Source organism: Vibrio sp. ABH4_348 (genome assembly GCF_056159765.1).
The window spans coordinates 131979-155819 of sequence record NZ_JBSWVW010000003.1 but is presented as its reverse complement, the minus strand read 5'-3'; the positions used below and the strand labels follow the sequence as shown (position 1 = coordinate 155819).

The following is a 23841-nucleotide window of genomic DNA, read 5'->3' as shown; positions in this document are numbered from 1 at the left end:
TAGCCAAAGTAACTAACGAGTAATTGGCAGCGTAGCTTGCTTCAGCCAAGTGGAAAACTCGCCGTTAACTAGGTCTTTTAGATCTGACCACACTAACGCATGATAATCATTGACCCAGGTGAGTTCATCGTCCGTCAACAAAGACACATCGATGAGAGTCTTGTCGAGTGGACAACGTGTTAGACTTTCAAATCCTAATATCGGTAAATCGCCATTTGTCTCTTTCTCAACGACAACTTCCAAGTTTTCAATTCGAATTCCAAACTCACCTGCTCGATAGTAAGCAGGTTCATTTGATAGCACCATACCAGCGAGTAGAGGTACGTTAATTTGTCTTTTTGAGATACTTTGCGGGCCTTCATGAACACTCAAATAATGACCTACACCATGCCCAGTACCATGGTCAAAATCGTATCCGTGCTGCCACAGGTGCATGCGAGCAAAGGAATCAATCTGATAGCCACAAGTTCCAATCGGGAACTTAGCAGTGGCGATCGAAATGTGTCCTTTTAATACCAAGGTAAATTGTTGGCGCATCGCGTCTGTTGGTACACCAATTGCGACTGTGCGCGTTATGTCAGTGGTGCCGTCAAGGTATTGGCCGCCAGAATCAACTAAATATAGAGAGTTATTTGTAAGCTTAGCGGGAACATCGCTATTGGTATGAGAATAATGTGCCATTGCGGCATTTGGACCAGCTGCCGAAATGGTGCCAAAGCTTAAATTACGTAATTTAGGATCGCGTTTACGTAGTTCATGTAGCTTGTCTGCTAACGTAGCTTCATCATGGTAATTACCTTGTTTTACTTCGCATTCTATCCAATACAAAAACTCACTTATGGCTACACCATCCCGGATATGACAATCCTTCATGCCTGACAATTCGATTTCATTTTTTTGAGCTTTAGGTAGTGCGATAGGATCTTGAGCTTTTATTACATTGGCACCAACCGTTTGCAACGTGTGCGTATACCAAGCGTTTGTGGAGTTAGGATCAATCAGAACATTTTTACCTGCCAGACTTTTAAGCTCGGCTTCAATGCTGCCAGGCGCCAAAATGGATACTTGGTTACCAAGGTGCGTTTCGTAGTCACCTTGAATTCGCTCTGAATCAACAAACAGCTGTAAAGAGCCATCTTTGTAGAGTAGGCCGATACCTAAGAATACTGGCAGGTGAGAAACATCAGAGGCACGCAGGTTAGTAAGCCAGCACAAACTGTCGAGTGCTGATACCACTTGTACATCAGCACCGAGTTTTGTTAGTAACTCACCAATAGCGGCACGCTTGTCATGTGACGATTGGCCACTAGATTGAAGTGGAAATTGCGATATTTCAGAAGGGCAGTAATCTGGACGGTCCCGCCAGATTGTATCAATGGGATTTACACTAAGCGCTACAAGTTCAATCTTTTCTGAGATTGTATTCGCAAGAGATTCATACCATGTAGTACTGTGAACTGCACTTACTAAACCGAGCCTTTTTCCTTCAAGTTGGCTAAGTAACCACTCACTAACTGGTTCCTCGATTAAGTGGCGATACTCAAACATATTAGCAGGAGCCTGGCTTTGGACTTGCTCAGTGTATCGACCATCAACAAAAATGGCTGCGCTGTCACGAGTGATTACTACTAAGCCTGCTGACCCGGTAAAGCCTGAAATCCAGCGCAATCTTTCATTGTGAGAGGGTACGTATTCGCCGAGATATTCATCTTCACGGGGGATAACGATGGCATCTATACCGAGGTTATCGAAAGTAGCGCGTAAACTTGCGACGCGTTCGTCAATAGGGTTGTGCATTGTATGTCCCTTACTGTATGACTTAATCAGAAATTTTCGTCAAAGCTACTCGGTTTTTGCTCTGGATTCAATCTATCGACAGATTGTTTTCTAAACTTGTCAGTGCTACTAACTATACGACTGCGTAGCCACCTATTTGCAGGATCTTCTTCCTTAGATTTGTGCCAAAACAGCGTTGAAGCATAAGGTGGGCAATCAAAAGGCAATGGATGCAATTCGATCGAATAGTTCTCTGCCAGTAGAGACAGATAGTAATATGGGCCGGTAAATATAAAGTTGGTAGCAAGTAAAATGTCTACAGCACTAGTAAAGTCGGGTACCACCATCGCTATGTCGCGTTGGTATCCTTTCTGAGCGAGTAGGTGATCGAGAAGCCAACGGTCTTTATTGTTGCAACGCGCTTGAATATGCCTTGAAGATATGTACTTTTCGAAAGTGAGTTCTCCAGCCGCGAGAGGCAGTGTTTTGTTTACTGCGCAGCATTGAGTATCGAAGTACAACACGTGTTGACGAATATCTTCAGGACAGGGCATGGTGATTTTTGCGTCTTCGTATCGGATGTCTTTTCCTGTGATTCCTAAGTCAAGATTTCCAGCTCGAAGTTCTCGAAACGCATTTTCGGTCCAAAGGTGTGTATTAACACGTACGTCTGGTGCTTCGGAATACACTTGTGGCAACCACTTTGAAAAAACCAAAGGGTAAGCGCTCTCGACTGTCGCAATTCGAAATTCCCTATCGCTTAATGCTGGCTGGAATTGGTCACTAGTTAGAATCTTTTGCGCTTGATCTAACCAGGTCTGAATTAAAGGGCCCAGCTCTAGTGCTTTTGCCGTCGGAACTAAACCATAGGCTGAACGAGTAAAAAGCGGATCTCCTAACTGGTTTCTGAGTTTTGCCAAGTTCTTACTGATCGCAGACTGACTCAAGTTAAGCCGAGAGGCAGTTCTTGAAACGTTTTGCTCTTCAAGTAAGACTTTAAGACAAATCAGTAGACTGAGGTCTACCCGGAATAACTGTTCCACCTTCATCGATTAAGAATTTCCTTTATGGAATAACTTACATGATGATATATCACTTCTATTCATCTTACTCAAAGAATAGACTGCGCAAAAATCATTGCTAGTCCTGACCTATGAAAACGCCTTTTTACACTTTGATGTTATTAGTGATCTTTAGTCCGCTTGCCATAGATATCTATCTGCCGGCACTGAACATTATTTCAGCGGAGTTTCACGTGGAACAGGCTTGGGCAAAAGATACAATCACTTGGTTTATGATGTCGATGGGCATTGGGCAGCTGATCATGGGGCCGTTGGCAGACCGAACTGGCAGAAAAACGGTAGGTCTATTAGGAATAGTCCTATACTTGTTCGGGTCTTTGATTGGTGCAATGGCGACAAGTATAGAGCTGCTACTTGTCGCACGCGTGATTCAAGGCGTTGGTGCGAGCGCAACTTCTGTTTCAGCATTTGCCAGTGTAAGAGACCAATATGGTGCGAACAAAAGCGGTCACTACATAAGTTATCTAAATGGCGTGATCTGCTGTGTTCCTGCTTTAGCTCCAATATTAGGTGCCTACCTAACAGAATGGTTTGACTGGCGTTTTTGCTTCTGGTTTATGGCGGTGTATTCTGTTGTTGCAGGTTGCTGGTTATGGAAATTTCAATACGAAACTCGTCCGAAAAAAACAGCCAAAGTATCTATAAGCGTTGACCAGTATTTTGGTGTGCTCAAGGAACCAACTTTTCTGTATCACTCATTGCTGTGTTTGTTGGCGATGAGTGTAATTTTGGCCTATGTCACCGCGGCACCTGAGATTCTCATCAGCCAAATGGGACTGACAATGAGCGAATTTACGTTCTGGTTTAGCGTAAACGGCATAATAAATATTGCAGCTTGCTTTATTGGACCATGGTTAATGAATCGGATTGGTACATTAAAGACCCTTGCGATCGGGATACTCGCTATTTCTTGTTCAGGTTTTCTAATGTGGGCAATCAAAGCTGAACAAGCACCATTTGCCTTTATGTTACCGATTTTTGTTAGTTCGGTCGGTTTTGCACTGATACTCGGTGCTGCGTCTGGCAGAGCCTTGGCCCCGTTTGGTCAACAAGCTGGTACGGCCGCAGCCTTGTTGGGTTTGTTACAAATGACGGGAAGTGGCTTATTCATCGCGATAATTCAGCGATTTATTGCGGATCCGATTAGTTTACTTATTTTGCTTATGCTTTTGCCGTTACCTGCTCTACTGGTTTTGCATACACAAAGAGCAAAGGCTTGGCACTACGTGACGAATGATTCCACTATCCAAAACACCGAAGCATATTTACAGTCAGGAAAAAACGCGTATATTTGCGGCAAAAGTCACATTAACTAATTAGATTGAATGACACCTCTTCAGCAAAGTCGCATTAACGAATTACTTGATTCAGAACCAGACAAAGTTCAATACGGAAAAGTTATTACCCAACTGGGTAATCTTAGTGAAGAACGTGTTCGAAGCGCGGCGCGTAAGGTTCCGCTAGCGACGTTGAGAGACATCGTCTACCAATTCCAACTGGTCATAGACGAAAGAAAAGGGGAACGAGTCAATCAAATCGCGAGTCAGGTGCTCGAGTCCGGTATTGATATAGACCAACTGATTGCTCGTATTGCACCTACTGCTAAGGATTAACGTTTCGGTTGATGGGGTTCTGCAGCGAGATTAACGTCTCTGTAGATTGAACTTCATCAATTGCCTGCAGCTTATCAATTAACACGTACTGCAATTCTTCAATCGAACGACACATTAATTTTACAAAAATATTGTAAGCGCCTGTGGTGTAGTATGCCTCAACCACTTCTTCTAGCGCGTTGAGTTTTTCCAGCGCGGAGTGATAGTCACGAGCTGCATTCAAGTTAATGCCAATAAAACAACACACATCGTATCCAAGCTTTTTACTATCCACGATGACTTCTGTTCTCTGTATTACATCCGCGGCTTTCATTTTCTCGATACGGACGTGAATGGTCGCAGGGCTTACATTAAAGTCCTTAGCCATCTCAGCGTAAGGCCGTCTGGCATCATCCATTAGAGTTTTTAAAATGGCACGGTCTAAATCATCGAGTTTTACTTGAGAGGTATGCACAGACGGTTCCTTTACTAGTGACAAGTTGCGCGACGTTGAGTAGAAGGCGCAACCCAAATACTGGGTACTATACTAACCAATAACGACTCCAATTGGGCAACAAATCAATGCGTTATTGTTTGGGGCTAATTCTATTTTTATGTAGCTCAACACTTGTCGCTAACGATCAAATAGACGACGTGCTAGTCATTCATTCCTACCATCAGGGCTACTTCTGGACTGACGCGTTTGATATCGGTTTAACTCGCAGTTTAAACGCTAAGGGGTTAAAGCATAGAGATATTTATCTAGATGCCAAAAGGTTGCAAACCACCAGTTATCTCAACCAACTTCGACAGTTACTCAAAACCAAGTTAGAACAAGAGCGTTTTAAAGCCATCGTGGTCAGCGATAACATTGCGTTGGATATCGTCCGTTCATTATCAGACACGTTAACAGATACACCCGTCATTTTTGGTGGGGTAAACAATTACAGGCCATCTTCGAATCCAGCGGTCAGAGAAACTGGCGTCACCGAAGATGTCGACTTGATGGCGAGCTTACGCCTTATTGGCAGGCTACAACCTCAAAACGAAAACATTTGGATAGTCAGTGACCATTCCATAACTGGAGAAGCGGTTCGGGCTCAAGTTACGACGTTCTTAGAAGAGCATCCAGAGCTTAAAGATTCAATTCATCATTTAATGCCGGGAACCTTTCAGCAGTTAATCGATTTTTCAAAACAACTAAGCCCTAACGACAGCATTTTGTTCTACGTGTTCTACCGTGATGTCGATGGTCAAACGATGCAAGATGAGCAATGGCGAATGCTAAGTGAACAAGCGACGGCACCGATTTTTATGGTTCACGACTGGGATATGGAATACGGTGCGGTGGGCGGGTTGATTCAGTCTGGTCGAATACATGGCGTAATGGTTGCAGACTTATTGGTTCAAGTACTAGACAACCCAAACTTACCTATGCCTGAAGTGGTGCGAGCGACGCCACAACTGAAAATCAATTACCAAGCAGCAACCAAATGGAATTTGGGTGTTGATAACGTTGCCACCAGCGCGTTATTGAACCGGCCTACGACATGGTTAGAACGCTTTACTCAAGACTTAAAGATTGTAATCGGCTTTTTGTTTTCGACCGTGTTCACCATAACTCTGTTGCTGCTTTATCTGAGCGAAGTAAAAAAACGTGAATGGCAAGCAAGAGAAAACCAACAGCTGTTGGAACGAGTCTTTGACCAAAGCTATCACTACATCGGCATTCTCGATAGCCATGGAACCGTGATTACCGCCAACGCCAACCTCCAGGACTTACTCTATCATCCCAACTTAATGCCCGATGTCCCCATTTGGTTAAATCCTTATTGGGACAAAACCTTTAGTAGCGAAATTAAAGGGCAGTTTGAGAGCCACTTGCTTACCGATAACAATAACTACGAAGCTGAAATTTGGCATGAAGTGAAAGGTAGTGTGATTCTAGAAATTGATATCCAACCGCTTCCAGAGACGCCATTACACGGTAAGCAATATTTATTTGAAGCAAGAGACATCACGCGGCGTAAAGTCAGTGAGGACAAATTGTACGAGCGGGAGGCGACGCTCAGTCATTACTACGACCAGCAGCCAATTATGATGCTAACACTAGATGAGAATGGTCGAATACAACAACTCAATAAATTTGCCGAAGACTTGCTTGGTTACCAACAGGACTCGATTCTGGGTCATTCGTTAAGTGATTTTTATGTGGATTCTGAGACTATTTCCGTCAAGCAAGTCATGTTGTTACCTAAACCAGAAAACCAAAGTATTTGGCGACGCGAGGTGGGTTATTATCACGCCGATGGCCGTAAATTGTGGATTCGAGAGAACTTAAGACCGCTTGCCAATAACGGACAGGTGTTGCTGGTGGGTACGGACATCACCGAACTCAAGCAAATAACGCGGCAACTTGAATACAATGCTCACCACGACTTACTTACCGAAACGTACAACCGAAATTACTTTGAGCTGATACTAGAACAAGCGTTGGAAGAAACTGAAACAGGCCGGCGTACTCATGCCATGTTCTATTTGGACATGGATCAACTCAAAGTACTGAATGATACGGCAGGCCATCAAGCTGGCGATTTAGCCATTCAATTTTGCGCCAGTATGTTGGAAGAGCTTCTGCCTTACAATGCGCAGTTAGCGCGAATGGGGGGAGATGAATTTGCCATACTTTTAAAGGATTGCACTGAGCGCGACGCGGTCGTGCTTGCCTCACAGGTTTTAGACGCGTTGTCGTCTCAGCCTTTTGTTTGGGATGAAGTCCGTATCGTATTAACCTGCTCAATCGGTATCCGACTCATCGATCACACCGCCATATCTCCACAGATGGTGCATGCGCAAGCTGACAGTGCCTGTCACGCGGCAAAAGAAGAGGGAAGAAATCGATACAGTTTATACTGCGAATCGGATGAGCTATTGCAAACCAGACAAAGAGAGATGGAGTGTGTCAGCATTGTTCATCGCGCGTTAGATACTGATGGTCTTGAGCTTTTTGCTCAGCCTATTATTTCTATGGTCGAAAACTCTGGGGAAAATCAGCAACCGATTCACTTTGAAGTTTTAGTGCGAATCCGAGATTCAAAAGGTGCGTACGTATCACCTGGCGTGTTTGTCCCTGCTTCCGAAAGATACAATCTCGCTCAGTTCTTAGATCAAGCGATCGTAGAAAAGACTCTAAGCTATTTGGAGCAGCATTCCGATATTGTTTCCCGTTTAAGTACCTGTGCGATTAACTTATCGGGACATTCAATCGGAGACAAAACGTTTAGAAACTATCTTATTGAACGAGTAAAAACCTCACCAATCGCCAGCAACAAACTGTGTTGGGAAATCACAGAGACCGCTACTCTGAGTCATTTGTCCGTCGCCATTACGTTTTTTGAACAACTCAGGTCATTGGGCTGCCAAATTGCACTGGATGATTTTGGCTCGGGCATGTCGTCGTTTGGCTATTTGAAAAACCTGCCGGTCGATGTAATTAAAATTGACGGCATGTTTGTTAAGGAAATGCACAACAACGAGACCGACTTCGTGATCGTCAAATCGATTCACCAGCTGGCCAAGCAAATGGGTAAAAAAACGGTCGCTGAGTTTGTTGAAAATCAATCAATTCAAGACAAGCTGCAACAGCTCGGAGTGAATAGCGCTCAGGGTTATCACATTGCTGCCCCTGCACCAATAGATGAGGTCGTCAATCATTTTGAATGGTGAGCCTTCTTTCAGTTGCAGTTCACTAAGACTGCAGTAGACTTTCGGCCATTATCAAACGTAATTGAGAATAGCGTTGAGTATCCAACTAATCTGCGAATCAAATGCCAACAAGCAGAGCTTTGATGAACTGGTCGATTCACTGCAGCTCGTTCATGACGAACAAGCTTCGTTGGCGTTAGTGCAAACCGAAACGCGTATCGAGTTAAGAAAATTAGATGAACCAAAGCTGGGTGCGATATACGTTGACTTTGCTGCGGGAGCATCAGCTCATCGTCGAAAGTTTGGCGGAGGTAAAGGGCAAGCTATCGCTAAAGCTGTGGGACTTAACAAAGGGGTTACACCTCATGTACTCGATGGCACGGCTGGGTTAGGTCGCGACGCTTTTGTGTTGGCCTCTCTTGGGTGTCGCGTCACTATGGTTGAGCGGCATCCCGTAGTGGCTGCGCTTTTGACTGATGGGTTAGCTCGCGCCAAACAAGATCAAGAGATTGGTAGTTGGGTGTCTGAGAGAATGCACTTGACTCATCAAAACAGCCATCAAGCATTAATGACGGATGTGTTGGAGACCGCGCAAGATTCTCAGCCAGATGTGGTTTACCTTGACCCCATGTATCCCCACCCTGAAGGCAAAAAGAAAACCGCGTTAATCAAAAAAGAAATGCGAGTGTTTCAACATCTGGTAGGGCAAGATCTAGACGCGGACGCGTTACTTGAGCCAGCTTTGGCGTTGGCCAGTAAAAGAGTCGTGGTAAAACGCCCGGACTATGCATCATGTCTTGCGGACCAGCAGCCAACGATGGCAATTGAGACGAAAAAAAATCGATTTGATGTCTATGTTTTAGCATCAATGACTTAGTGATTAATCTATCTGTAAATGGAAAATAGCGGCAGATTTAGTGCTTGCCAACCGGATTAAGTTTCGATATACAGAATACGAATTATTATTATTTGTGTCGGCATTTGTCGTAATGGAAGTCCTGTGAAGCGTTTTTGTAAATTAAATCGTCGTGATATCACCGCTGAATTTAACACTATTCAGTCTTTGGTACAGGCGCCTCAATTTATCTGTCAGGGCTGCGCTCGATCGTCTTCCGACAAAAAGAATTTGTGCAAACCTAAAGCTTTTAACAATGCGGCGAACTTGCAGCAAGTTAGTGAGCTTTTTGACGAGAAGCAAATTCCTTCTGAACTTATATTGAAAGACTCAGCTGTAGAACCGCTGGTTGAAAATACGCCGAATGATGAGCAGTTTAACGCTGAAGCAAGTTTGGGTGTCGTAGAGGTGGTTGCGGAAGCCAGTGCGAAGCCGAGTTTGACAGACGAACTGTCATTGGAAAGCGATGGGATTAATTTCTCGTCAGTGCTCGACAAAAAAAGCTACAAACGCGCCAAGAAAGCACTCAAGGCTAAGCACAAGCAAATCAAACAACTGAAAAAACAGCTCAAGCGACAAGCCAAGTTGTCAAAAAAGCAGCAAAAGCTCGAAAAGAAATATCTGAAATTGATGGAGACCCACCAGTCTCAAACCGCCTCACACGAGCTGCATTAGAGAACAATCGGGTTGATTTATTCTTTCAATGGCACGACCAATAAATCAACCGGGGTGCAATTAATTAGCTGTTTAGTTGAAGACAGTAGCTTGCTCCAAAAGTCCTGGTGATGGCCACATACCACCAAATCAAAGTTAAACTCTCGAATGTTGTCGCACAGCTCGCTGCCTAAATCACCGCTACTAACCAAGGTATGCGAGATCGGATAGTCAGCGTTATCTGCCAAATCTTTCAGCTTGGCTTTTGAAGCTTCGATAGCGTGATGCTGGGTTTCGGCAAGGTTGATTTCGACAAGGCCGGTGTACAGTTCAGCGTAGTTGACGTCTATGTGAATGAAAGAGACACGTGCATCGAGTGCCTTGGCCAAAGAGGCGGCGCGTTCAATCAAAATAACACTGTCGTCAGACAAATCGACGGCGACCAAAATGTGTTGATAACTCATCAAGATATCTCCAATTAACTGTCTAATTTAAGCCTAGCACCAAGTTTCCTCAATTTGTTTATTCGTGATCTCAAATCCGATTAGTTCGTAAACAACGACAAAGACTTTGCACTGGATTTCAGGTGTGCTTCACAGACTAGGAACGCCCACTAGCGCTTGCCAACAAACGCAGTGGTGGAGTTTCTAGCTGGGTCTACAGTGTCTAACTCGACTGCGAGTTTTGTCAGATGTCTGGTTTAGTATTGAAAAATCACACAGCCATCGTGTTATAGTTAATCAGTGATACATCAATTAATTAGGAGTCCTAAATGCTGGCTCAAGCAATGATCGATCAGTTAAACGAGCAAATTAATCTGGAATTCTTTTCATCCAATCTATACTTACAAATGAGTGCTTGGTGTGAAGACAAAGGGTTTGAAGGCGCTGCAGAGTTTCTGCGCGGTCATGCCCAAGAAGAAATGGAGCACATGCAGCGTTTGTTTACATACGTGAGCGAGACTGGGGCAATGCCAATTCTTGGCGCGATTGAGGCGCCAAACCATGAGTTTAATAGCCTAGGTGACGTATTCCGCGAAACGTTTGAACACGAGCAAATGATTACGGCAAAAATTAACAAACTTGCCCATGTTGCTTTCACCACTCAAGACTACTCAACCTTTAACTTCCTGCAGTGGTACGTCGCTGAACAGCACGAAGAAGAGAAGTTGTTTAAAGGGATTTTAGACAAGTTGGAGCTGGTGGGTGAAGATGGTAAGGCACTGTTCTTTATCGACAAAGACCTAGCTCAAATGGCAAAAGAAGGTTCATCTTCTATCATGGATGCCCCAGCTGAGTAATATCGGCTACTAATCGGTCGGCTGATCGTTTATTTCTGGCATTTCTGTGAAGATGTAGGGAGGAATAGATGATCAATGCCGACGTTATTCAGTTTACCTTGTTGCTCATCACCATGGTCAATTTGGCTCGGTGTCTAAGCGCGCTACGCTCTCTCATTTATATCATGCGAGAAGCGCACCCTTTGCTCTATCAACAAGTTGATGGCAATGGTTTTTTTACTACCCACGGTAATGTCTCCAAGCAGGTACGCCTGTTCCACTATTTAAAAAGCAAAGAATACCATCACCATCACGACACCGTATTTACCGGTAAGTGCGATCGTGTCAGAGAGTTATTTATATTAACCACGTATCTTGTTGGTGTGACCATCCTTGCGGCCTTCCTGCTGTAAGGTACGGATCCGGATGAGTTAAATTTGTTTTGGTTTTTTCCCGGCTAAGTGGATAAAATAGCGACAATGTAAATAAGGGATGTGCGTCGGCACATCCTTTTTGTTTTTGGTCGCTACGGGATTGAAAGAAGTGAGTGTGATAGAAAAAGTTGATGCAATTGTTATTGGTGCTGGCGCTGCGGGTTTGATGTGCGCGGCTCAAATTGGAAAGCGTCAACGCCGCGTACTTGTATTGGATCACGCGAAAAAGCCCGGTAGAAAAATTCTTATCTCTGGTGGAGGACGCTGCAACTTCACCAACTATGATGTGACCTCGCAAAACTTCTTGTGCAATAACCCTCACTTTGTAAAGTCGGCGCTTTCTCAATACACCAACTGGGATTTTATTGGTCTCGTCAGTGAATACGGTGTGGAGTTTGAGGAAAGGGACCACGGCCAGCTATTTTGCGTCGATTCAGCCAAAGATATTGTGAATGTACTAGTCAAAGAATGTGAAAAAGCTAACGTTGAGCAACGTTTTCTGCAGGACGTGACCGATATTGAGAAAACAGATTCCGGTTTTCGACTCAAGAGTAATGGCCGGCCAATAGAATGTGAATCTCTAGTCATTGCAACTGGTGGGCTTTCTATGCCAAAGCTAGGAGCGACACCTTTCGGCTACAAGGTTGCAGAACAGTTTGGTTTGAAGGTTGAGCCAACTCGAGCTGGGCTGGTTCCATTCACCTTACATGACCACGATAAACAAACTTTTGCTGAACTTTCTGGCGTCGCTGTGCCGACAGAAATTACGGCCAAAGACAATACCAGCTTCCGAGAAGCGTTACTGTTTACTCATCGAGGGGTCTCAGGGCCTTCGGTGTTGCAGATTTCTTCCTATTGGCATCACGGTGAACCTGTGACTGTCGATTTACTTCCCAACTCAGAGGTTTCTGAGTTTTTAGCAACGCAGCGCGAAAAACACGCCAATCAAAGCCTGAAAAATACTTTGGCCAAACTACTTCCCAAACGTTTGGTTGAGGCGTTGTTTAACGCTGAGCTTATCGAAAAACCCATAAAGCAGTTGTCACATCAAGAGCTTGCACTGATCGAAGCCAGTCTTCATAAGTGGCAGTTGTCGCCAAATGGAACGGAGGGCTACCGAACCGCAGAAGTGACACTCGGTGGTGTCAATACCGATCACCTTTCTTCCAAAACTATGGAATGTAAAACGGTCGAAGGGTTGTATTTCATTGGTGAAGTCATGGATGTTACTGGGTGGTTAGGCGGCTACAACTTCCAATGGGCGTGGAGTTCAGGCTACGTTGCCGGTCAGCACGCTTAATCAAGAGAATGGCAGTTTGTGGTGAGGGCTATACTAGCGGGTTCTGAATAACTACTCGCCTCCACATACCGCAAACACCATGGTGATTTGCGATCTACGGAGAGGGTTATCCATCCAGGTTCCCCTTCAACAACAGATTGTTGGTCTATTACAACCAACTGCTCTGATAATTCAAACCAAAGTGCGAGTCCGGCTTTGTGGTTCGTGTGGTTATGCAAGATGGCTTTGGGGTAACCAAAGCGCCAGTCTTCACGCTCGAGCGTTGGCGATCTTTGGTTACTGATTGCTTGTTGCTGAATGGCACGTTCAATCGCAGATTGGCTATTTTTCAGCGCTTTTAGTTGCACAGCTTGATAGGCAGTTTTAATTGGGCCGCTTAGCACAAAGACGAATAGAATCAGTATCAACGAGACCACAAGGAAATCGATCTGTGATACACCAAGTGACGCTTGTTTTCTTTTCAAAATCATAAAAAAGCAGCTAAGTGAAACTCAATAAATCCTAGCATGCTGAGTTATTTGTCTGCTGAATGGTTTTTCTAAGCTTCTGATTATTCGACTTATATCTCGAATAATCCTAACCTCTTGTCGATTTACACATTTTGAATGACGTACGGTGTCTCAATCATAGAAATTCTGACCTATATTTTTATTAGTAAATTGGGTTAGGAGATGGGCATGAGCCACGAAGCGTTGATTTCTCGAATTAACGAACTACCTAGAATTGAAAGTGTTCTCCAAGAATTATTGGATATGGTCAATCGCGAGAACATCGATTTTGGTGAACTGTCGAAGAAAATGGCGATGGATCAGATACTCAGCGCACGAGTATTGAGAATGGCAAATTCGGCTCAGTTTGGTGGTGTGAAAGGTATCTCCAACATTAATGACGCCATTGTGCGAGTGGGAGCTGGAGCCGTTCGCTCATTGATATCCTCTTCAGTCTTGGCCAGTACATTTCCCAAACTAGAAACGTTAAACCTAAAAGACTATTGGGCGAATACCTTTGAAATTGCCACTATTGCCAGCACGATTGCTAAAAATATCCGTATGGACAGCAATGAAGTATTTACCACAGGTGTGTTGCATAACATTGGTGAACTGATGATTCACACCCTGGTGCCAGAGCAAGCACTTGATATTGCAAAACGCGTTGAGTCAGGGGAAGACATGGTCAAAGCGCAGATGGCGGTGCTTGGGACTGATGCGCAGCGCTTGGGAGCCGAGTTGGCGGAAACTTGGAAATTTCCAGCGGATATGGTGGATGCGATCGCCCATGCGAACTATCCCGGACGCGCCAATGAAGCCAAAAAGCTCGCTTGTGTTATTTATCTTGCCAGAGATGTTCACGCAAACTGGGACTCAATGTTTAATGAAGACGAGAAGCGCAATTATCTTGCGCGTCACCCAGCTGCCAAGGCACTCAAAACTCAGCAAGACCTCGCGATGAATATTGATGAAGTCCGAGGACAGGGCAGTGAACTGGCTTATCAATTGTTCTAATCGGAACTACATTTTCCTTTGTTTGAGGCGAGACAAACATTGGTCTGCGTATTGTTGAACAATTAAGCCAATAACAATCAAAATTAACCCCACCAAAGTTGATGGATGAATCGCTTCCCCAAGCACATTGGCGAGCAATACCAAGGAAATAAAGGGCGAGATAAAAATCAGGTTGCCAATCCTGGCAGTATTTTGAGTTAACTTCATCGCGCTCACCCACAGGGCAAACGTCAATCCCATTTCAAATAAGCCCACGTAGCTCACTGCCAACCAACCTGTCAGTGTTACATCACCTAACCCATGACCTTCATACCACATTAGTAACAACGCGAGTGGGGACGCGCAGGCAAATCCTAATAACATTGCGACAGTAGGGTCGGCTTTGTTCTTTGTGTTCAATATCCAGTAGCCAGCCCAAAGCACCGTTGAAAACAAAGCCAAAGCAAAACCGGTGGGGCTTTCTAATTTGAGAGACAACAGGTTTCCTTGAGTAGCAATGACCACTACCCCTAAGTAACACATGACGCACGCGAGCCAATCTTGTTTGCGAATGGTCTGCCTTAAAAAAACGGATGCCATTAAGGTTAGCGTTATCGCCCAGCTGTAATTGATAGATTGAGCTTGGGAAGCGGGAAGCAAATCATAGGCTTGAAACAAAACTAAGTAGTAGGCGAGTGGATTGATCAACCCAAGCATTAGGTAGTATCTCGGATTCGCCAAAAAGCTAGATAGGATCTGACCTTGTTTTTTTTGAACAGTGCAAACGAGGAAAAGCGATAGGGTGGAGACCAAACTGGCGATAGCAACCATTTGAATCGGGGTAAATTGTTGTAGCGTAATTTTGAAAGCGGTCGCCACTGTAGACCACAACAATACTGCACTTAAGCCAAATAGTAGCGCGCGCTTTTCGTTCATAGTTTTGATCAAAATAATCATAAGGTTGGCGCTCAGTCTAGAAGCTCAGATTTTTCTGCGCAAACTGGACATTTATCCAGTATCAAAATAGTATTTTTTATATCACCTGTTATTTGGATAGTGAAATGGTTGAAGCGTGGTTGTTAGAAAGTAAGTGGGTACTTGCAACTCTTGGTGTTTTTGCGGGTGCTGGTGGCATGTTTTTCTATCAAGCCTCGCGGTTTCGTCAAGCAAAAGCGTTGCTTGAAGCACAGTGGCAGGGAGAGCTTGCACTTGTCGAACAATCACTGACTGAGGCTCGCCAGCAACTTACGGTAGCTGAAAAAGAGCTCAATAGCCTTGATGATGAGCGAGATAAAAATGCCCACGAACTTAAGCAGAGCCACGGTCGCTTAATGGCTGCAATGGAGAAACTGCGCCACTTTGACGCCATTCAACAAGAGAAACACAAGCTGCAACAAGAAGCGCACCAGTGGCGAGAAAAGTACTCAGAATTAAATGCTGAGTTTCTTGCAGCGAAGGCAAGTCATCACGAAGCGATGCAGGCTCAGCAAGAAAAACTGTCGTTACTAGAGCAAACTGAGAATCGTCTTAAACAAGAGTTTGCTGTGTTGTCACAGCAAATTTTGGATACACAGGCTGAGAAAGTAGAGCAGCAAAATAAGGCTACATTAAGCCAATTGATTAACCCGCTGCAAACCCAGCTCGATGGGTTTAAAAAACAAGTTCACGACGTGTATAACCAAGAAGCCAAAGAACGGCATACCTTGGTCCACGAGTTGAAAAACTTGCAGCGCCTTAATGAAAACATGGCGAAAGAGGCGTTGAACCTAACCCAAGCACTGAAGGGTGATAACAAGCAGCAGGGCAATTGGGGGGAAGTGGTATTAGCTCGGGTCCTATCTGAATCAGGTTTGCGAGAAGGACACGAGTATCACACTCAAGTGAACTTGCAAAACCAAGCGGGTAAGCGTTATCAACCGGATGTTGTGGTTGAGCTACCCCAACAAAAGCAGGTGGTGGTTGATGCCAAAATGTCCCTCAATGCGTATGAGCGCTACTTTCATGCCGAGTCAGATTCCGACAGACAAGAAGCCTTGTCTGCCCACCTATTATCGATTCGCAATCACATCAAAGGATTGAGCCAAAAGGACTATCACCAGCTAAAAGGCATAACTAGCCTTGACTACGTCCTCATGTTTATCCCGGTTGAGCCGGCGTTCCAATTAGCGATAAAAAGTGATCCTCAGTTGGTCAAGCAGGCGATGGAGCACAATATTATTTTGGTCAGTCCAACAACTTTATTGGTGGCGCTTCGTACCATAGATAATCTGTGGCGCAATGATCGACAGAATCAAAACGCTCAGCGCATCGCTGAAAAGGCCAGTAAGTTGTATGACAAACTGCGCTTGTTTGTTGATGACATGCAAGGACTGGGACACGCTTTGGACAAAGCTAACCAGAGCTACCAAGGTGCGTTCAACAAATTGGCGACCGGGAAAGGCAACGCAATTCGTCAAGCTGAGGCCTTTCAACAGTTGGGTGTTGAGATAAAAAAGCCCATTGATAACGAGGTGCGCGAATTAGCGCTTCAAGGCATTGAAGCGCAAGATGAAATTCAAGCGATAGAAAAGAATTTGCAACAAAGACAACCTGATGTAGATAAAGTAAACTAGGGCTTCATTTGTTCGACATCATGTAACCACAATCAGCCGAGAGGCACACAGGAGAAAGCATGTCTGATTCATCCTTGCCCAATCAACAGCAACCGGTAGGCGACACGACTCACTTTGGCTATCACACTGTAGCAACAGAAGAAAAAGCGCAAAAGGTTGCGGAAGTTTTTCACTCTGTCGCGGCCAAGTACGATCTGATGAATGACATTATGTCCGGTGGTATTCACCGTTTGTGGAAGCGTTTTACCATAGATTGCAGTGGTGCAAGACCAGGTCAAAAAGTGTTGGATTTAGGTGGCGGTACTGGCGACCTTGCGGCCAAGTTCTCTCGCATTGTGGGTGAAAAAGGCCAAGTGGTATTGGCGGACATCAACGATTCCATGTTGAAAGTGGGCCGCGAAAAACTGCGTGACAAAGGTATCGTTGGCAATGTCGAATACGTGCAAGCCAACGCGGAAGAGCTGCCATTTCCGGATGACTTTTTCGATATCATCACCATCAGCTTCTGTTTGAGGAACGTGACCGACAAAGACAAGGCTATTCGCTCTATGTACCGCGTTCTCAAGCCCGGTGGCCGTTTGTTGATTCTTGAGTTTTCAAAACCTGTCTTTGAACCACTATCGAAAGTTTACGACAGCTATTCATTTCATATCTTGCCGAAAATGGGTGAGTTAGTGTTAAAGGACGCTGATAGCTATCGTTATTTGGCGGAGTCAATTCGTATGCACCCTGATCAAGATACATTGGAAGGCATGATGGTTGAGGCGGGTTTCGAACAAACCAAATATTACAACCTGACAGGTGGCATTGTCGCTTTGCACCGCGGATTTAAGTTTTAGGAGCTTAACATGCCACTCGATGCTTTGATTACGGGCGCGATAGAAACCACGTTAAATACCTTAGTCTTAGACGATCAGGATACCCAAAAGCGGTTATCACGTTTGCGTGGTCAAGTCATTCAGGTGCACCTTAAAGAACTCGACCGTACTCTTACGTTTGTCTTTAGCCAGCAAATTGATGTGTTGGCTAAATACGAAGGGCAACCAGATTGTTACCTATCATTAAACATTTCGACGTTGCCTGAATTGCGTGAACAGTCCAACATCACCCGCTTGATCAAACAAGACAAGTTAGAGCTAGAAGGCGATATTCAATTGGCTCAAAAGTTCTCTCAACTTTTGACTGATAGCAAACCAGATATTGAAGAGTGGTTGTCGCGCTTTGTTGGTGATGTGCCGGCTCACACTATGGTCCAACACACTAAATCCCTAAAAACTCACTTTAGCCAGCGTTTGAATAAACATCAACAACACCTAGCGCAAGTGGTGACCGAAGAATGGCGACTCGCCCCAGGGCCTCTTGAAGTGGCGTATTTTTGTGACCAAGTTGATGATGTAAAAAGCCAAGCTTCACGCATTGAAGCCAAACTTAACCAATTATTAGCCCAAGCATGACTTTTTCTGAATCCAAACGCCTCTACCGCATCATTAAAGTTCATCTGGAATATGGACTGGATGAACTGTTACCTGAGCATCATCTTTCCAAAGCACCACGCATTGCCCGTAAAACACTTTTCTGGATTCGCAGTAAACATAACGATAAACCAGTAGGTGAGCGCTTACGTCTCGCGCTACAAGAACTCGGACCCGTGTGGATTAAATTTGGTCAGATGATGTCGACGCGACGCGATCTGTTTCCACCACACATTGCTGACCAACTCGCCCTGTTGCAAGACAATGTGGCACCGTTTGATGGTGACCTGGCTAAGCAGCAGATGGAATTGGCACTCGGTGATACCTTAGAAACGTGGTTCAGTGATTTTGATACCAAACCATTGGCTTCAGCATCTATTGCACAAGTTCACACTGCCACGCTTAAGTCCTCTGGCAGGGAAGTGGTGTTGAAAGTTATCCGTCCCGACATTCGTCCTGTGATTCAAGCTGACCTTGGCTTAATGCACCGCATGGCGAAAATTGTGGCGAAAGCTCTACCAGAAGCAAGGCGTTTAAAACCCGTCGAAGTGGTTAAAGAATACGAAAAAACCTTAATTGATGAGCTGGACTTAAGGCGAGAAGCAGCAAATGCATTACAACTAAGACGCAATTTCGAGGGCAGCGAAGAACTGTATGTTCCCGAAGTTTTTACCGATCTTAGTAATGAAACTGTCATGGTTTCTGAGCGAATATATGGCATCCAAGTATCGGACATTGATAGCTTAAAAGCGAACGGCACCAATATGAAGTTGTTGGCTGAACGTGGTGTCAGTGTATTTTTTACGCAAGTGTTTCGCGATAGCTTCTTCCATGCAGATATGCATCCTGGAAATGTATTCGTTAATCCACAGCACCCGGACAATCCGCAGTGGATTGGTTTGGATTGCGGCATTGTTGGTACCCTTAACAGTGAAGATAAACGCTATCTAGCAGAAAACTTCTTGGCGTTCTTCAATCGTGATTACCGCCGAGTGGCGGAGTTGCATTTGGAGTCGGGTTGGGTGCCGCAAGATACCAATGTCAACGAATTTGAATTTGCGATACGCATGGTTTGCGAACCCATTTTTGCCAAACCTTTGTGTGAAATTTCATTTGGCCATGTGCTGTTGAACTTGTTCAACACCGCGCGTCGATTCAATATGGAAGTTCAGCCGCAATTGGTGTTGCTGCAAAAGACTTTGTTGTATGTCGAAGGGTTAGGCAGGCAACTTTACCCACAACTCGATTTATGGGAAACCGCCAAACCATTTTTAGAGCGATGGATGATGAATCAAGTTGGACCACAAGCCGTGGTGAGAGCCGTGCGCGAAAAAGCACCGCTATGGGCTGAAAAACTGCCTGAGTTACCCGAGTTGTTGTACAACAACCTCAAGCAAGGTAAACAGCTTAATCAGCGAATAGAGCAGTTTTATCAAGGCTATCGTGAAAGCAAGCGCCAGCAAGCCTATGGTCGATTTTGGTTTGGTGCCGGCGCGACGTTTATCGTCAGTGGTGCAGTCGTGTTGGAACACAGTATGCAACTTGCTGGTGGTAGTGCTGCATTGGGTTTGATATTTTGGTTACTGAGTTGGCGAAGTTATCGTCAATAACGATTGGTCTAGAGTGAGGAAACAACAATGGGTATAGGTTGGCAGCAGCTGTTAATCGTGGCGGTAATCGTATTATTGCTGTTTGGAACAAAGAAACTGCGTGGTGCTGGTGGTGATTTAGGTGCCGCTATTAAGGGTTTCAAAAAGGCCATTAAAGAGGACGAGTCTGAAAAAAAAGACGCGGACTTCGATAACAAACCAATTGAGCAGAAAAAAACACAAGAATCTGCGGACGTACAAAAAGATAAAGAGCAGGCGTAACGCGTGTTTGATATTGGATTTTGGGAGCTGGTGCTGATCGCCATTGTAGGATTAGTCGTGCTAGGGCCTGAGAGGTTGCCCACCGCCATTCGTGGCGTGATGAAGTTTGTTCGTACCGCCAAAACCATGGCGAATAACGTAAAAGCAGAGATCAGCCACGAGCTACAAATTCAAGAAATGCATGAGAACTTGAAGCGCGCGGAACAAGCCGAGATGAAAGATTTAGCCGACGATGTTAAGCAGTCGGTTGACCAGTTAAAAGAAGCGGCTGAGTTTGTCCAGCGGCCTTACGCAAAAGAGAGTGACGCTAACTCCTCCCTGTCTTCCGTAGAAAAGCGTGCTGATTCTGTCTCGGAACATGCCAACCAAGATAACACACGCTAGTTAACAGCAGTTTATTATGTCAGAAGCCGATTCACCTCAACCCCTGATTGCCCATCTTCTTGAGCTAAGAAATCGATTATTGAGAGCCATTGTCGCGGTTGTCGTGGTGTTCTTGGCGATGGTGTATTTTGCTGGCGATATTTACGAGTTTGTCTCTAAGCCACTGGTAGATAAGTTGCCAGATGGGGCAACCATGATAGCAACTGACGTTGCTTCGCCTTTCTTTACGCCGCTCAAGCTGACTTTAATGGTCGCGGTGTTTGTCGCTGTTCCCGTTATTCTCTATCAGATCTGGGCGTTTGTTGCGCCGGGTCTTTATAAACATGAAAAGCGACTAATTGCGCCCTTACTGGTTTCCAGTTCATTGCTGTTTTATTGTGGCGTCGCATTTGCGTATTTCGTGGTGTTCCCTTTGGTATTTGGCTTCTTCACTGCCATTTCTTTGGGCGGGGTGGAATTTGCTACCGATATTGCCAGCTATCTAGACTTTGTTCTGGCGTTGTTTTTAGCCTTTGGTGTGGCATTTGAAGTTCCAGTTGCTATCATTTTATTGTGTTGGACAGGTGCAACGACGCCTGCAAAACTGCGTAAGAAGCGCCCTTATATTATTGTGGCGGCGTTTGTTGTCGGTATGCTGCTCACCCCACCAGATATGATTTCACAAACGCTGCTGGCAATACCTATGTGTTTGTTGTTTGAGTTAGGGGTATTGATCGCGAGTTTCTATGTGAAGAAGCCCACATCGGATACGTCAGGTGAGACGACGCAATAACGCAAACGGTGAAACGAGAAGGTAGACTTAGAGTCTACCTTTTTTAATATGCTCGGCTGGAGACATTATTTTCTGCGGATACTAAAGGTTGAACAATGCCTTTGCATTGTGTGTGGTCACGGCTTCTATCTCAGTGATAGATTGATTACGCAGCTCCGCCACGCGTTGGGCAACGAGCCGAGTGTAGGCTGGTTCATTGCGCTTACCACGGTGCGGGACTGGCGCAAGGTAAGGACAATCGGTTTCCAATACCACCCAACTCATGTCTAAATCGGGTATGACTTTGTCCATACCGCCATTTTTAAAGGTAGACACCCCACCTAAGCCAAGGTGAAAGCCTTGATCATTAATGGCCTTTGCTTCTTCCAGTGAGCCGCCAAAGCAATGGAAAACACCAGATAGCGAGCCGTCTTGTTCCTTTTCAAGCAGAGCCAATGTTTGCTCAATCGAATCACGCGTGTGTATCACAACGGGCAAATTAAGATCTTTAGCCCAGTTGAGTTGCGTGACAAATGCTTTTTCTTGTTGAGATTGATAGGTTTTGTCCCAGTACAAATCGATACCAATTTCACCGACTGCGATAAAGGAATGTTTGTCAAACCAGGCATAAATCTCCGCTAACGTTTGCTCAACGTTGTCATCTACGTAACAGGGGTGCAGTCCCATCATAGAATGACAGGTACCGGGAAACTGCTTTTCTGTTGCCAACATAGGGCCGATAGAGTCTAGGTCGATATTGGGCAGAAGAATCTTCTCAATACCTTGTTGACGAGCGCGTTCGACAGTTTCTAAACGGTCTTGGTCAAATTCGCTGGCATAAATGTGTGCGTGAGTGTCAATCATGATGGCGGGTTCTAAACTTAGGAAGCAGTGATTTGCTCGCAGTGTAAGCAAATCATTGAGCCAGTGCCAACTTTTGACCAATTATATTTCTCAATTTCTAAGGACTTTTGTCGCATGGCAAAACGTCAGTGATAAGATGCGTGCAATAGTAGCCCTAATATTCAAAAGGAGTTAAAGGTGACTAACTCGATTCAAGGCCAGTTCCCGGCACGTCGTATGCGCAGAGTCAGAAAGCACGATTTTTCGAGACGTTTGGTGACGGAAAACCAGTTGACGGTAGATGATTTGATTTACCCCATGTTTATTCTTACTGGCGAGCAACAGCGTGAAACCGTTGCCTCTATGCCGGGCATTGAGCGTTTATCGGTTGATCTGATGCTTGAAGAGGCCAAATATCTTGCGCAACTCGGCGTTCCAGCAATCGCGCTGTTTCCGGTGACGCCTCAAGATGTGAAAAGTTTGGGTGCGGAAGAGGCATTTAACCCTCAAGGTTTGGTTCAAACTGCCGTACGTCAATTAAAAGAACAGGTTCCGGATCTCGGTGTTATTACAGATGTAGCGCTAGACCCGTTTACTACCCATGGTCAAGACGGAATCATTGATGAAGATGGCTATGTTCTGAATGATGTCACAACCGAAGTCTTGGTTAAGCAAGCGCTATCACACGCTGAAGCGGGTGCCGATATTGTTGCTCCATCAGATATGATGGATGGTCGGATTGGTGCGATACGCGAAGCATTGGAGCAAGCTGGGCATGTAAACACTCAGATCATGGCCTACTCAGCAAAATATGCGTCATGCTACTACGGGCCCTTCAGAGATGCGGTTGGATCAGCTTCTAATTTAAAGGGTGGCAATAAAAAGAACTATCAAATGAACCCTGCAAACTCCGATGAAGCGATTCACGAGGTGGCGTTAGATGTTAACGAAGGCGCAGACATGGTAATGGTGAAGCCGGGCATGCCTTACCTAGACATAGTCAGACGAGTTAAACACGAGTTGAAAGTGCCGACGTTTGCCTATCAAGTCTCTGGTGAATTTGCGATGCACAAGGCGGCCTTTGCCAATGGTTGGCTGCAAGAACGTGAAACGGTATTGGAATCTCTGGTTTGTTTCAAGCGAGCAGGGGCCGATGGGATTTTAACGTATTTTGCTAAAGACGTTGCTGAGTGGTTAGCAGAAGATAATGCACAGCGCGCGAAGTATTTGAGGTAGTGGTTTTAAGTGTTTGTTTTAAATAAGTAAAAATCAAATTAGTAGCGAAGGAATGTGTGAAACAAAAATTAAATGAGATTTTTTCTCATTAAGTGTTGACGCATCAAATGAGAATGATTATTATTAATCTCGTCTTAGGGAATGAGAGTAGTTCACAAGGACTGAGTGATACCAGTTACTCTTCTCATGAGCTTGCACGAATTCTTTTTGACACGACATTGCTCACATTGCTTCCAGTGTAATTTATAGCTTTATGGCAAAGTGAGTAGTTATATAACTACTTGACTTTGACCCCTTATGCTAGGCGACATCTTATGATGTCGCTTTTTTCTTTTTAGGCCTGACTAAAAGGTCACCGATAAGCTTTTCCACAACTGAGGATCACCAAATGATCGTGCTGCAAATGCAAGATCAGTAGGTAAATTCTTTTTTATTAGTAACTTAGTGGCTTTTTAACTGCTTTTTATTGAGATT

General features: G+C 44.8%; 24 protein-coding genes. 17 read left to right on the top strand and 7 right to left on the bottom strand.

Features of this window, described 5'->3' with window-relative positions; genetic code table 11:
- Positions 1–12: 12 nt before the first annotated feature.
- Entirely contained in the window at positions 13–1797 is a 1785-nt protein-coding gene (locus ACXAFJ_RS20275; protein ID WP_475325993.1) for an aminopeptidase P family protein, read from the bottom strand.
- 26 nt (positions 1798–1823) lie between these two features.
- Positions 1824–2825 carry a LysR family transcriptional regulator gene (locus ACXAFJ_RS20270; protein ID WP_475325991.1) on the bottom strand — a complete coding sequence of 334 codons (1002 nt, stop codon included), beginning with the start codon at positions 2823–2825 and terminating at the stop codon, positions 1824–1826.
- A gap of 104 nt (positions 2826–2929) precedes the next feature.
- Here ACXAFJ_RS20270 and ACXAFJ_RS20265 point away from each other — a divergent pair, with 104 nt between their 5' ends.
- The gene (locus ACXAFJ_RS20265) at positions 2930–4174 is read left to right on the top strand and encodes a multidrug effflux MFS transporter (RefSeq protein WP_475325990.1); all 1245 of its coding nucleotides are present in this window, start codon (positions 2930–2932) and stop codon (positions 4172–4174) included.
- A gap of 9 nt (positions 4175–4183) precedes the next feature.
- The gene (gene tsrA, locus ACXAFJ_RS20260; protein ID WP_475325988.1) at positions 4184–4471 is read left to right on the top strand and encodes an H-NS-like global regulator TsrA; all 288 of its coding nucleotides are present in this window, start codon (positions 4184–4186) and stop codon (positions 4469–4471) included.
- Here the strand turns inward: tsrA and asnC are convergent.
- Entirely contained in the window at positions 4461–4925 is a 465-nt protein-coding gene (asnC, locus tag ACXAFJ_RS20255) for a transcriptional regulator AsnC (RefSeq protein ID WP_475325987.1), read from the bottom strand. The genes tsrA and asnC overlap by 11 nt on opposite strands.
- Positions 4926–5032: 107 nt before the next feature.
- Here asnC and ACXAFJ_RS20250 point away from each other — a divergent pair, with 107 nt between their 5' ends.
- The 3 genes from ACXAFJ_RS20250 (at position 5033) to ACXAFJ_RS20240 (ending at position 9725) form a co-directional block, all read left to right on the top strand.
- Positions 5033–8176 (top strand): EAL domain-containing protein, encoded by a 3144-nt coding sequence (locus ACXAFJ_RS20250; RefSeq protein WP_475325985.1) that lies wholly within the window; start codon positions 5033–5035, stop codon positions 8174–8176.
- Between the two features lie 127 nt (positions 8177–8303).
- The gene (locus tag ACXAFJ_RS20245) at positions 8304–9032 is read left to right on the top strand and encodes a class I SAM-dependent methyltransferase (protein ID WP_475326002.1); all 729 of its coding nucleotides are present in this window, start codon (positions 8304–8306) and stop codon (positions 9030–9032) included.
- 123 nt (positions 9033–9155) lie between these two features.
- Complete coding sequence (locus ACXAFJ_RS20240) at positions 9156–9725, top strand: hypothetical protein (RefSeq protein WP_475325983.1); 570 nt, start codon at positions 9156–9158, stop codon at positions 9723–9725.
- Between the two features lie 17 nt (positions 9726–9742).
- Here the strand turns inward: ACXAFJ_RS20240 and ACXAFJ_RS20235 are convergent, their stop codons facing one another.
- Positions 9743–10168 carry a universal stress protein gene (locus ACXAFJ_RS20235; RefSeq protein ID WP_475325982.1) on the bottom strand — a complete coding sequence of 142 codons (426 nt, stop codon included), beginning with the start codon at positions 10166–10168 and terminating at the stop codon, positions 9743–9745.
- Between the two features lie 308 nt (positions 10169–10476).
- On the opposite strand from ACXAFJ_RS20235, the gene ftnA reads away from it, so the two are divergent.
- The 3 genes from ftnA (at position 10477) to ACXAFJ_RS20220 (ending at position 12717) form a co-directional block, all read left to right on the top strand.
- On the top strand, positions 10477–11004 hold the full coding sequence (gene ftnA / locus ACXAFJ_RS20230) for a non-heme ferritin (protein WP_475325980.1): 528 nt from the start codon (positions 10477–10479) through the stop codon (positions 11002–11004).
- 68 nt (positions 11005–11072) lie between these two features.
- On the top strand, positions 11073–11396 hold the full coding sequence (uspB, locus tag ACXAFJ_RS20225; RefSeq protein ID WP_475325978.1) for a universal stress protein UspB: 324 nt from the start codon (positions 11073–11075) through the stop codon (positions 11394–11396).
- A gap of 136 nt (positions 11397–11532) precedes the next feature.
- Positions 11533–12717: a BaiN/RdsA family NAD(P)/FAD-dependent oxidoreductase gene (locus ACXAFJ_RS20220; protein ID WP_475325976.1), complete on the top strand. Its 1185-nt coding sequence runs from the start codon at positions 11533–11535 to the stop codon at positions 12715–12717.
- Here the strand turns inward: ACXAFJ_RS20220 and ACXAFJ_RS20215 are convergent.
- The gene (locus ACXAFJ_RS20215; RefSeq protein ID WP_475325974.1) at positions 12714–13187 is read right to left on the bottom strand and encodes a hypothetical protein; all 474 of its coding nucleotides are present in this window, start codon (positions 13185–13187) and stop codon (positions 12714–12716) included. The two genes, ACXAFJ_RS20220 and ACXAFJ_RS20215, sit on opposite strands and share 4 nt — an antisense overlap.
- Positions 13188–13394: 207 nt before the next feature.
- Between ACXAFJ_RS20215 and ACXAFJ_RS20210 the strand changes: the two genes are divergently transcribed.
- Positions 13395–14219, top strand: coding sequence for an HDOD domain-containing protein (locus tag ACXAFJ_RS20210; RefSeq protein ID WP_475325972.1), 825 nt, complete (start codon positions 13395–13397; stop codon positions 14217–14219).
- Positions 14220–14225: 6 nt separating this feature from the next.
- On the opposite strand, the gene ACXAFJ_RS20205 is transcribed toward ACXAFJ_RS20210, so the two are convergent.
- Complete coding sequence (locus ACXAFJ_RS20205; RefSeq protein ID WP_475325971.1) at positions 14226–15134, bottom strand: DMT family transporter; 909 nt, start codon at positions 15132–15134, stop codon at positions 14226–14228.
- A gap of 125 nt (positions 15135–15259) precedes the next feature.
- Between ACXAFJ_RS20205 and rmuC the strand changes: the two genes are divergently transcribed.
- From rmuC to tatC, 7 genes are read left to right on the top strand one after another with little or no spacing between them, the layout of a single operon-like run.
- Complete coding sequence (rmuC, locus tag ACXAFJ_RS20200) at positions 15260–16810, top strand: DNA recombination protein RmuC (RefSeq protein ID WP_475325970.1); 1551 nt, start codon at positions 15260–15262, stop codon at positions 16808–16810.
- Positions 16811–16869: 59 nt separating this feature from the next.
- The gene (ubiE, locus tag ACXAFJ_RS20195; protein WP_475325968.1) at positions 16870–17649 is read left to right on the top strand and encodes a bifunctional demethylmenaquinone methyltransferase/2-methoxy-6-polyprenyl-1,4-benzoquinol methylase UbiE; all 780 of its coding nucleotides are present in this window, start codon (positions 16870–16872) and stop codon (positions 17647–17649) included.
- Positions 17650–17658: 9 nt separating this feature from the next.
- Entirely contained in the window at positions 17659–18264 is a 606-nt protein-coding gene (locus ACXAFJ_RS20190) for a ubiquinone biosynthesis accessory factor UbiJ (RefSeq protein WP_475325966.1), read from the top strand.
- Entirely contained in the window at positions 18261–19892 is a 1632-nt protein-coding gene (gene ubiB, locus ACXAFJ_RS20185; protein ID WP_475325965.1) for a ubiquinone biosynthesis regulatory protein kinase UbiB, read from the top strand. Before ACXAFJ_RS20190 ends, ubiB begins: the two co-directional genes overlap by 4 nt.
- Before the next feature lie 27 nt (positions 19893–19919).
- Complete coding sequence (tatA, locus tag ACXAFJ_RS20180) at positions 19920–20153, top strand: twin-arginine translocase TatA/TatE family subunit (protein WP_475325963.1); 234 nt, start codon at positions 19920–19922, stop codon at positions 20151–20153.
- Positions 20154–20156: 3 nt separating this feature from the next.
- Positions 20157–20537: a Sec-independent protein translocase protein TatB gene (tatB, locus tag ACXAFJ_RS20175; RefSeq protein WP_475325961.1), complete on the top strand. Its 381-nt coding sequence runs from the start codon at positions 20157–20159 to the stop codon at positions 20535–20537.
- Positions 20538–20553: 16 nt separating this feature from the next.
- Positions 20554–21309, top strand: coding sequence for a twin-arginine translocase subunit TatC (gene tatC / locus ACXAFJ_RS20170; RefSeq protein WP_475325959.1), 756 nt, complete (start codon positions 20554–20556; stop codon positions 21307–21309).
- 81 nt (positions 21310–21390) lie between these two features.
- On the opposite strand, the gene ACXAFJ_RS20165 is transcribed toward tatC, so the two are convergent.
- Positions 21391–22152, bottom strand: coding sequence for a TatD family hydrolase (locus ACXAFJ_RS20165; RefSeq protein ID WP_475325957.1), 762 nt, complete (start codon positions 22150–22152; stop codon positions 21391–21393).
- A gap of 177 nt (positions 22153–22329) precedes the next feature.
- Between ACXAFJ_RS20165 and hemB the strand changes: the two genes are divergently transcribed.
- Positions 22330–23367, top strand: a complete 1038-nt coding sequence (gene hemB / locus ACXAFJ_RS20160; RefSeq protein ID WP_475325956.1) for a porphobilinogen synthase — start codon at positions 22330–22332, stop codon at positions 23365–23367.
- Positions 23368–23841: the final 474 nt, after the last annotated feature.

What these genes read in the sequence shown, in the direction of transcription:
- ACXAFJ_RS20275 (WP_475325993.1), bottom strand. Translation starts at nt 1,797, where the DNA reads ATGCACAACCCTATTGACGAACGCGTCGCAAGTTTACGCGCTACTTTC.
- ACXAFJ_RS20270 (WP_475325991.1), bottom strand. Translation starts at nt 2,825, where the DNA reads ATGAAGGTGGAACAGTTATTCCGGGTAGACCTCAGTCTACTGATTTGT.
- ACXAFJ_RS20265 (WP_475325990.1), top strand. Translation starts at nt 2,930, where the DNA reads ATGAAAACGCCTTTTTACACTTTGATGTTATTAGTGATCTTTAGTCCG.
- tsrA (WP_475325988.1), top strand. Translation starts at nt 4,184, where the DNA reads ATGACACCTCTTCAGCAAAGTCGCATTAACGAATTACTTGATTCAGAA.
- ACXAFJ_RS20250 (WP_475325985.1), top strand. Translation starts at nt 5,033, where the DNA reads ATGCGTTATTGTTTGGGGCTAATTCTATTTTTATGTAGCTCAACACTT.
- ACXAFJ_RS20235 (WP_475325982.1), bottom strand. Translation starts at nt 10,168, where the DNA reads ATGAGTTATCAACACATTTTGGTCGCCGTCGATTTGTCTGACGACAGT.
- ftnA (WP_475325980.1), top strand. Translation starts at nt 10,477, where the DNA reads ATGCTGGCTCAAGCAATGATCGATCAGTTAAACGAGCAAATTAATCTG.
- uspB (WP_475325978.1), top strand. Translation starts at nt 11,073, where the DNA reads ATGATCAATGCCGACGTTATTCAGTTTACCTTGTTGCTCATCACCATG.
- ACXAFJ_RS20215 (WP_475325974.1), bottom strand. Translation starts at nt 13,187, where the DNA reads ATGATTTTGAAAAGAAAACAAGCGTCACTTGGTGTATCACAGATCGAT.
- ACXAFJ_RS20210 (WP_475325972.1), top strand. Translation starts at nt 13,395, where the DNA reads ATGAGCCACGAAGCGTTGATTTCTCGAATTAACGAACTACCTAGAATT.
- ACXAFJ_RS20205 (WP_475325971.1), bottom strand. Translation starts at nt 15,134, where the DNA reads ATGAACGAAAAGCGCGCGCTACTATTTGGCTTAAGTGCAGTATTGTTG.
- rmuC (WP_475325970.1), top strand. Translation starts at nt 15,260, where the DNA reads ATGGTTGAAGCGTGGTTGTTAGAAAGTAAGTGGGTACTTGCAACTCTT.
- ubiE (WP_475325968.1), top strand. Translation starts at nt 16,870, where the DNA reads ATGTCTGATTCATCCTTGCCCAATCAACAGCAACCGGTAGGCGACACG.
- ACXAFJ_RS20190 (WP_475325966.1), top strand. Translation starts at nt 17,659, where the DNA reads ATGCCACTCGATGCTTTGATTACGGGCGCGATAGAAACCACGTTAAAT.
- ubiB (WP_475325965.1), top strand. Translation starts at nt 18,261, where the DNA reads ATGACTTTTTCTGAATCCAAACGCCTCTACCGCATCATTAAAGTTCAT.
- tatA (WP_475325963.1), top strand. Translation starts at nt 19,920, where the DNA reads ATGGGTATAGGTTGGCAGCAGCTGTTAATCGTGGCGGTAATCGTATTA.
- tatC (WP_475325959.1), top strand. Translation starts at nt 20,554, where the DNA reads ATGTCAGAAGCCGATTCACCTCAACCCCTGATTGCCCATCTTCTTGAG.
- ACXAFJ_RS20165 (WP_475325957.1), bottom strand. Translation starts at nt 22,152, where the DNA reads ATGATTGACACTCACGCACACATTTATGCCAGCGAATTTGACCAAGAC.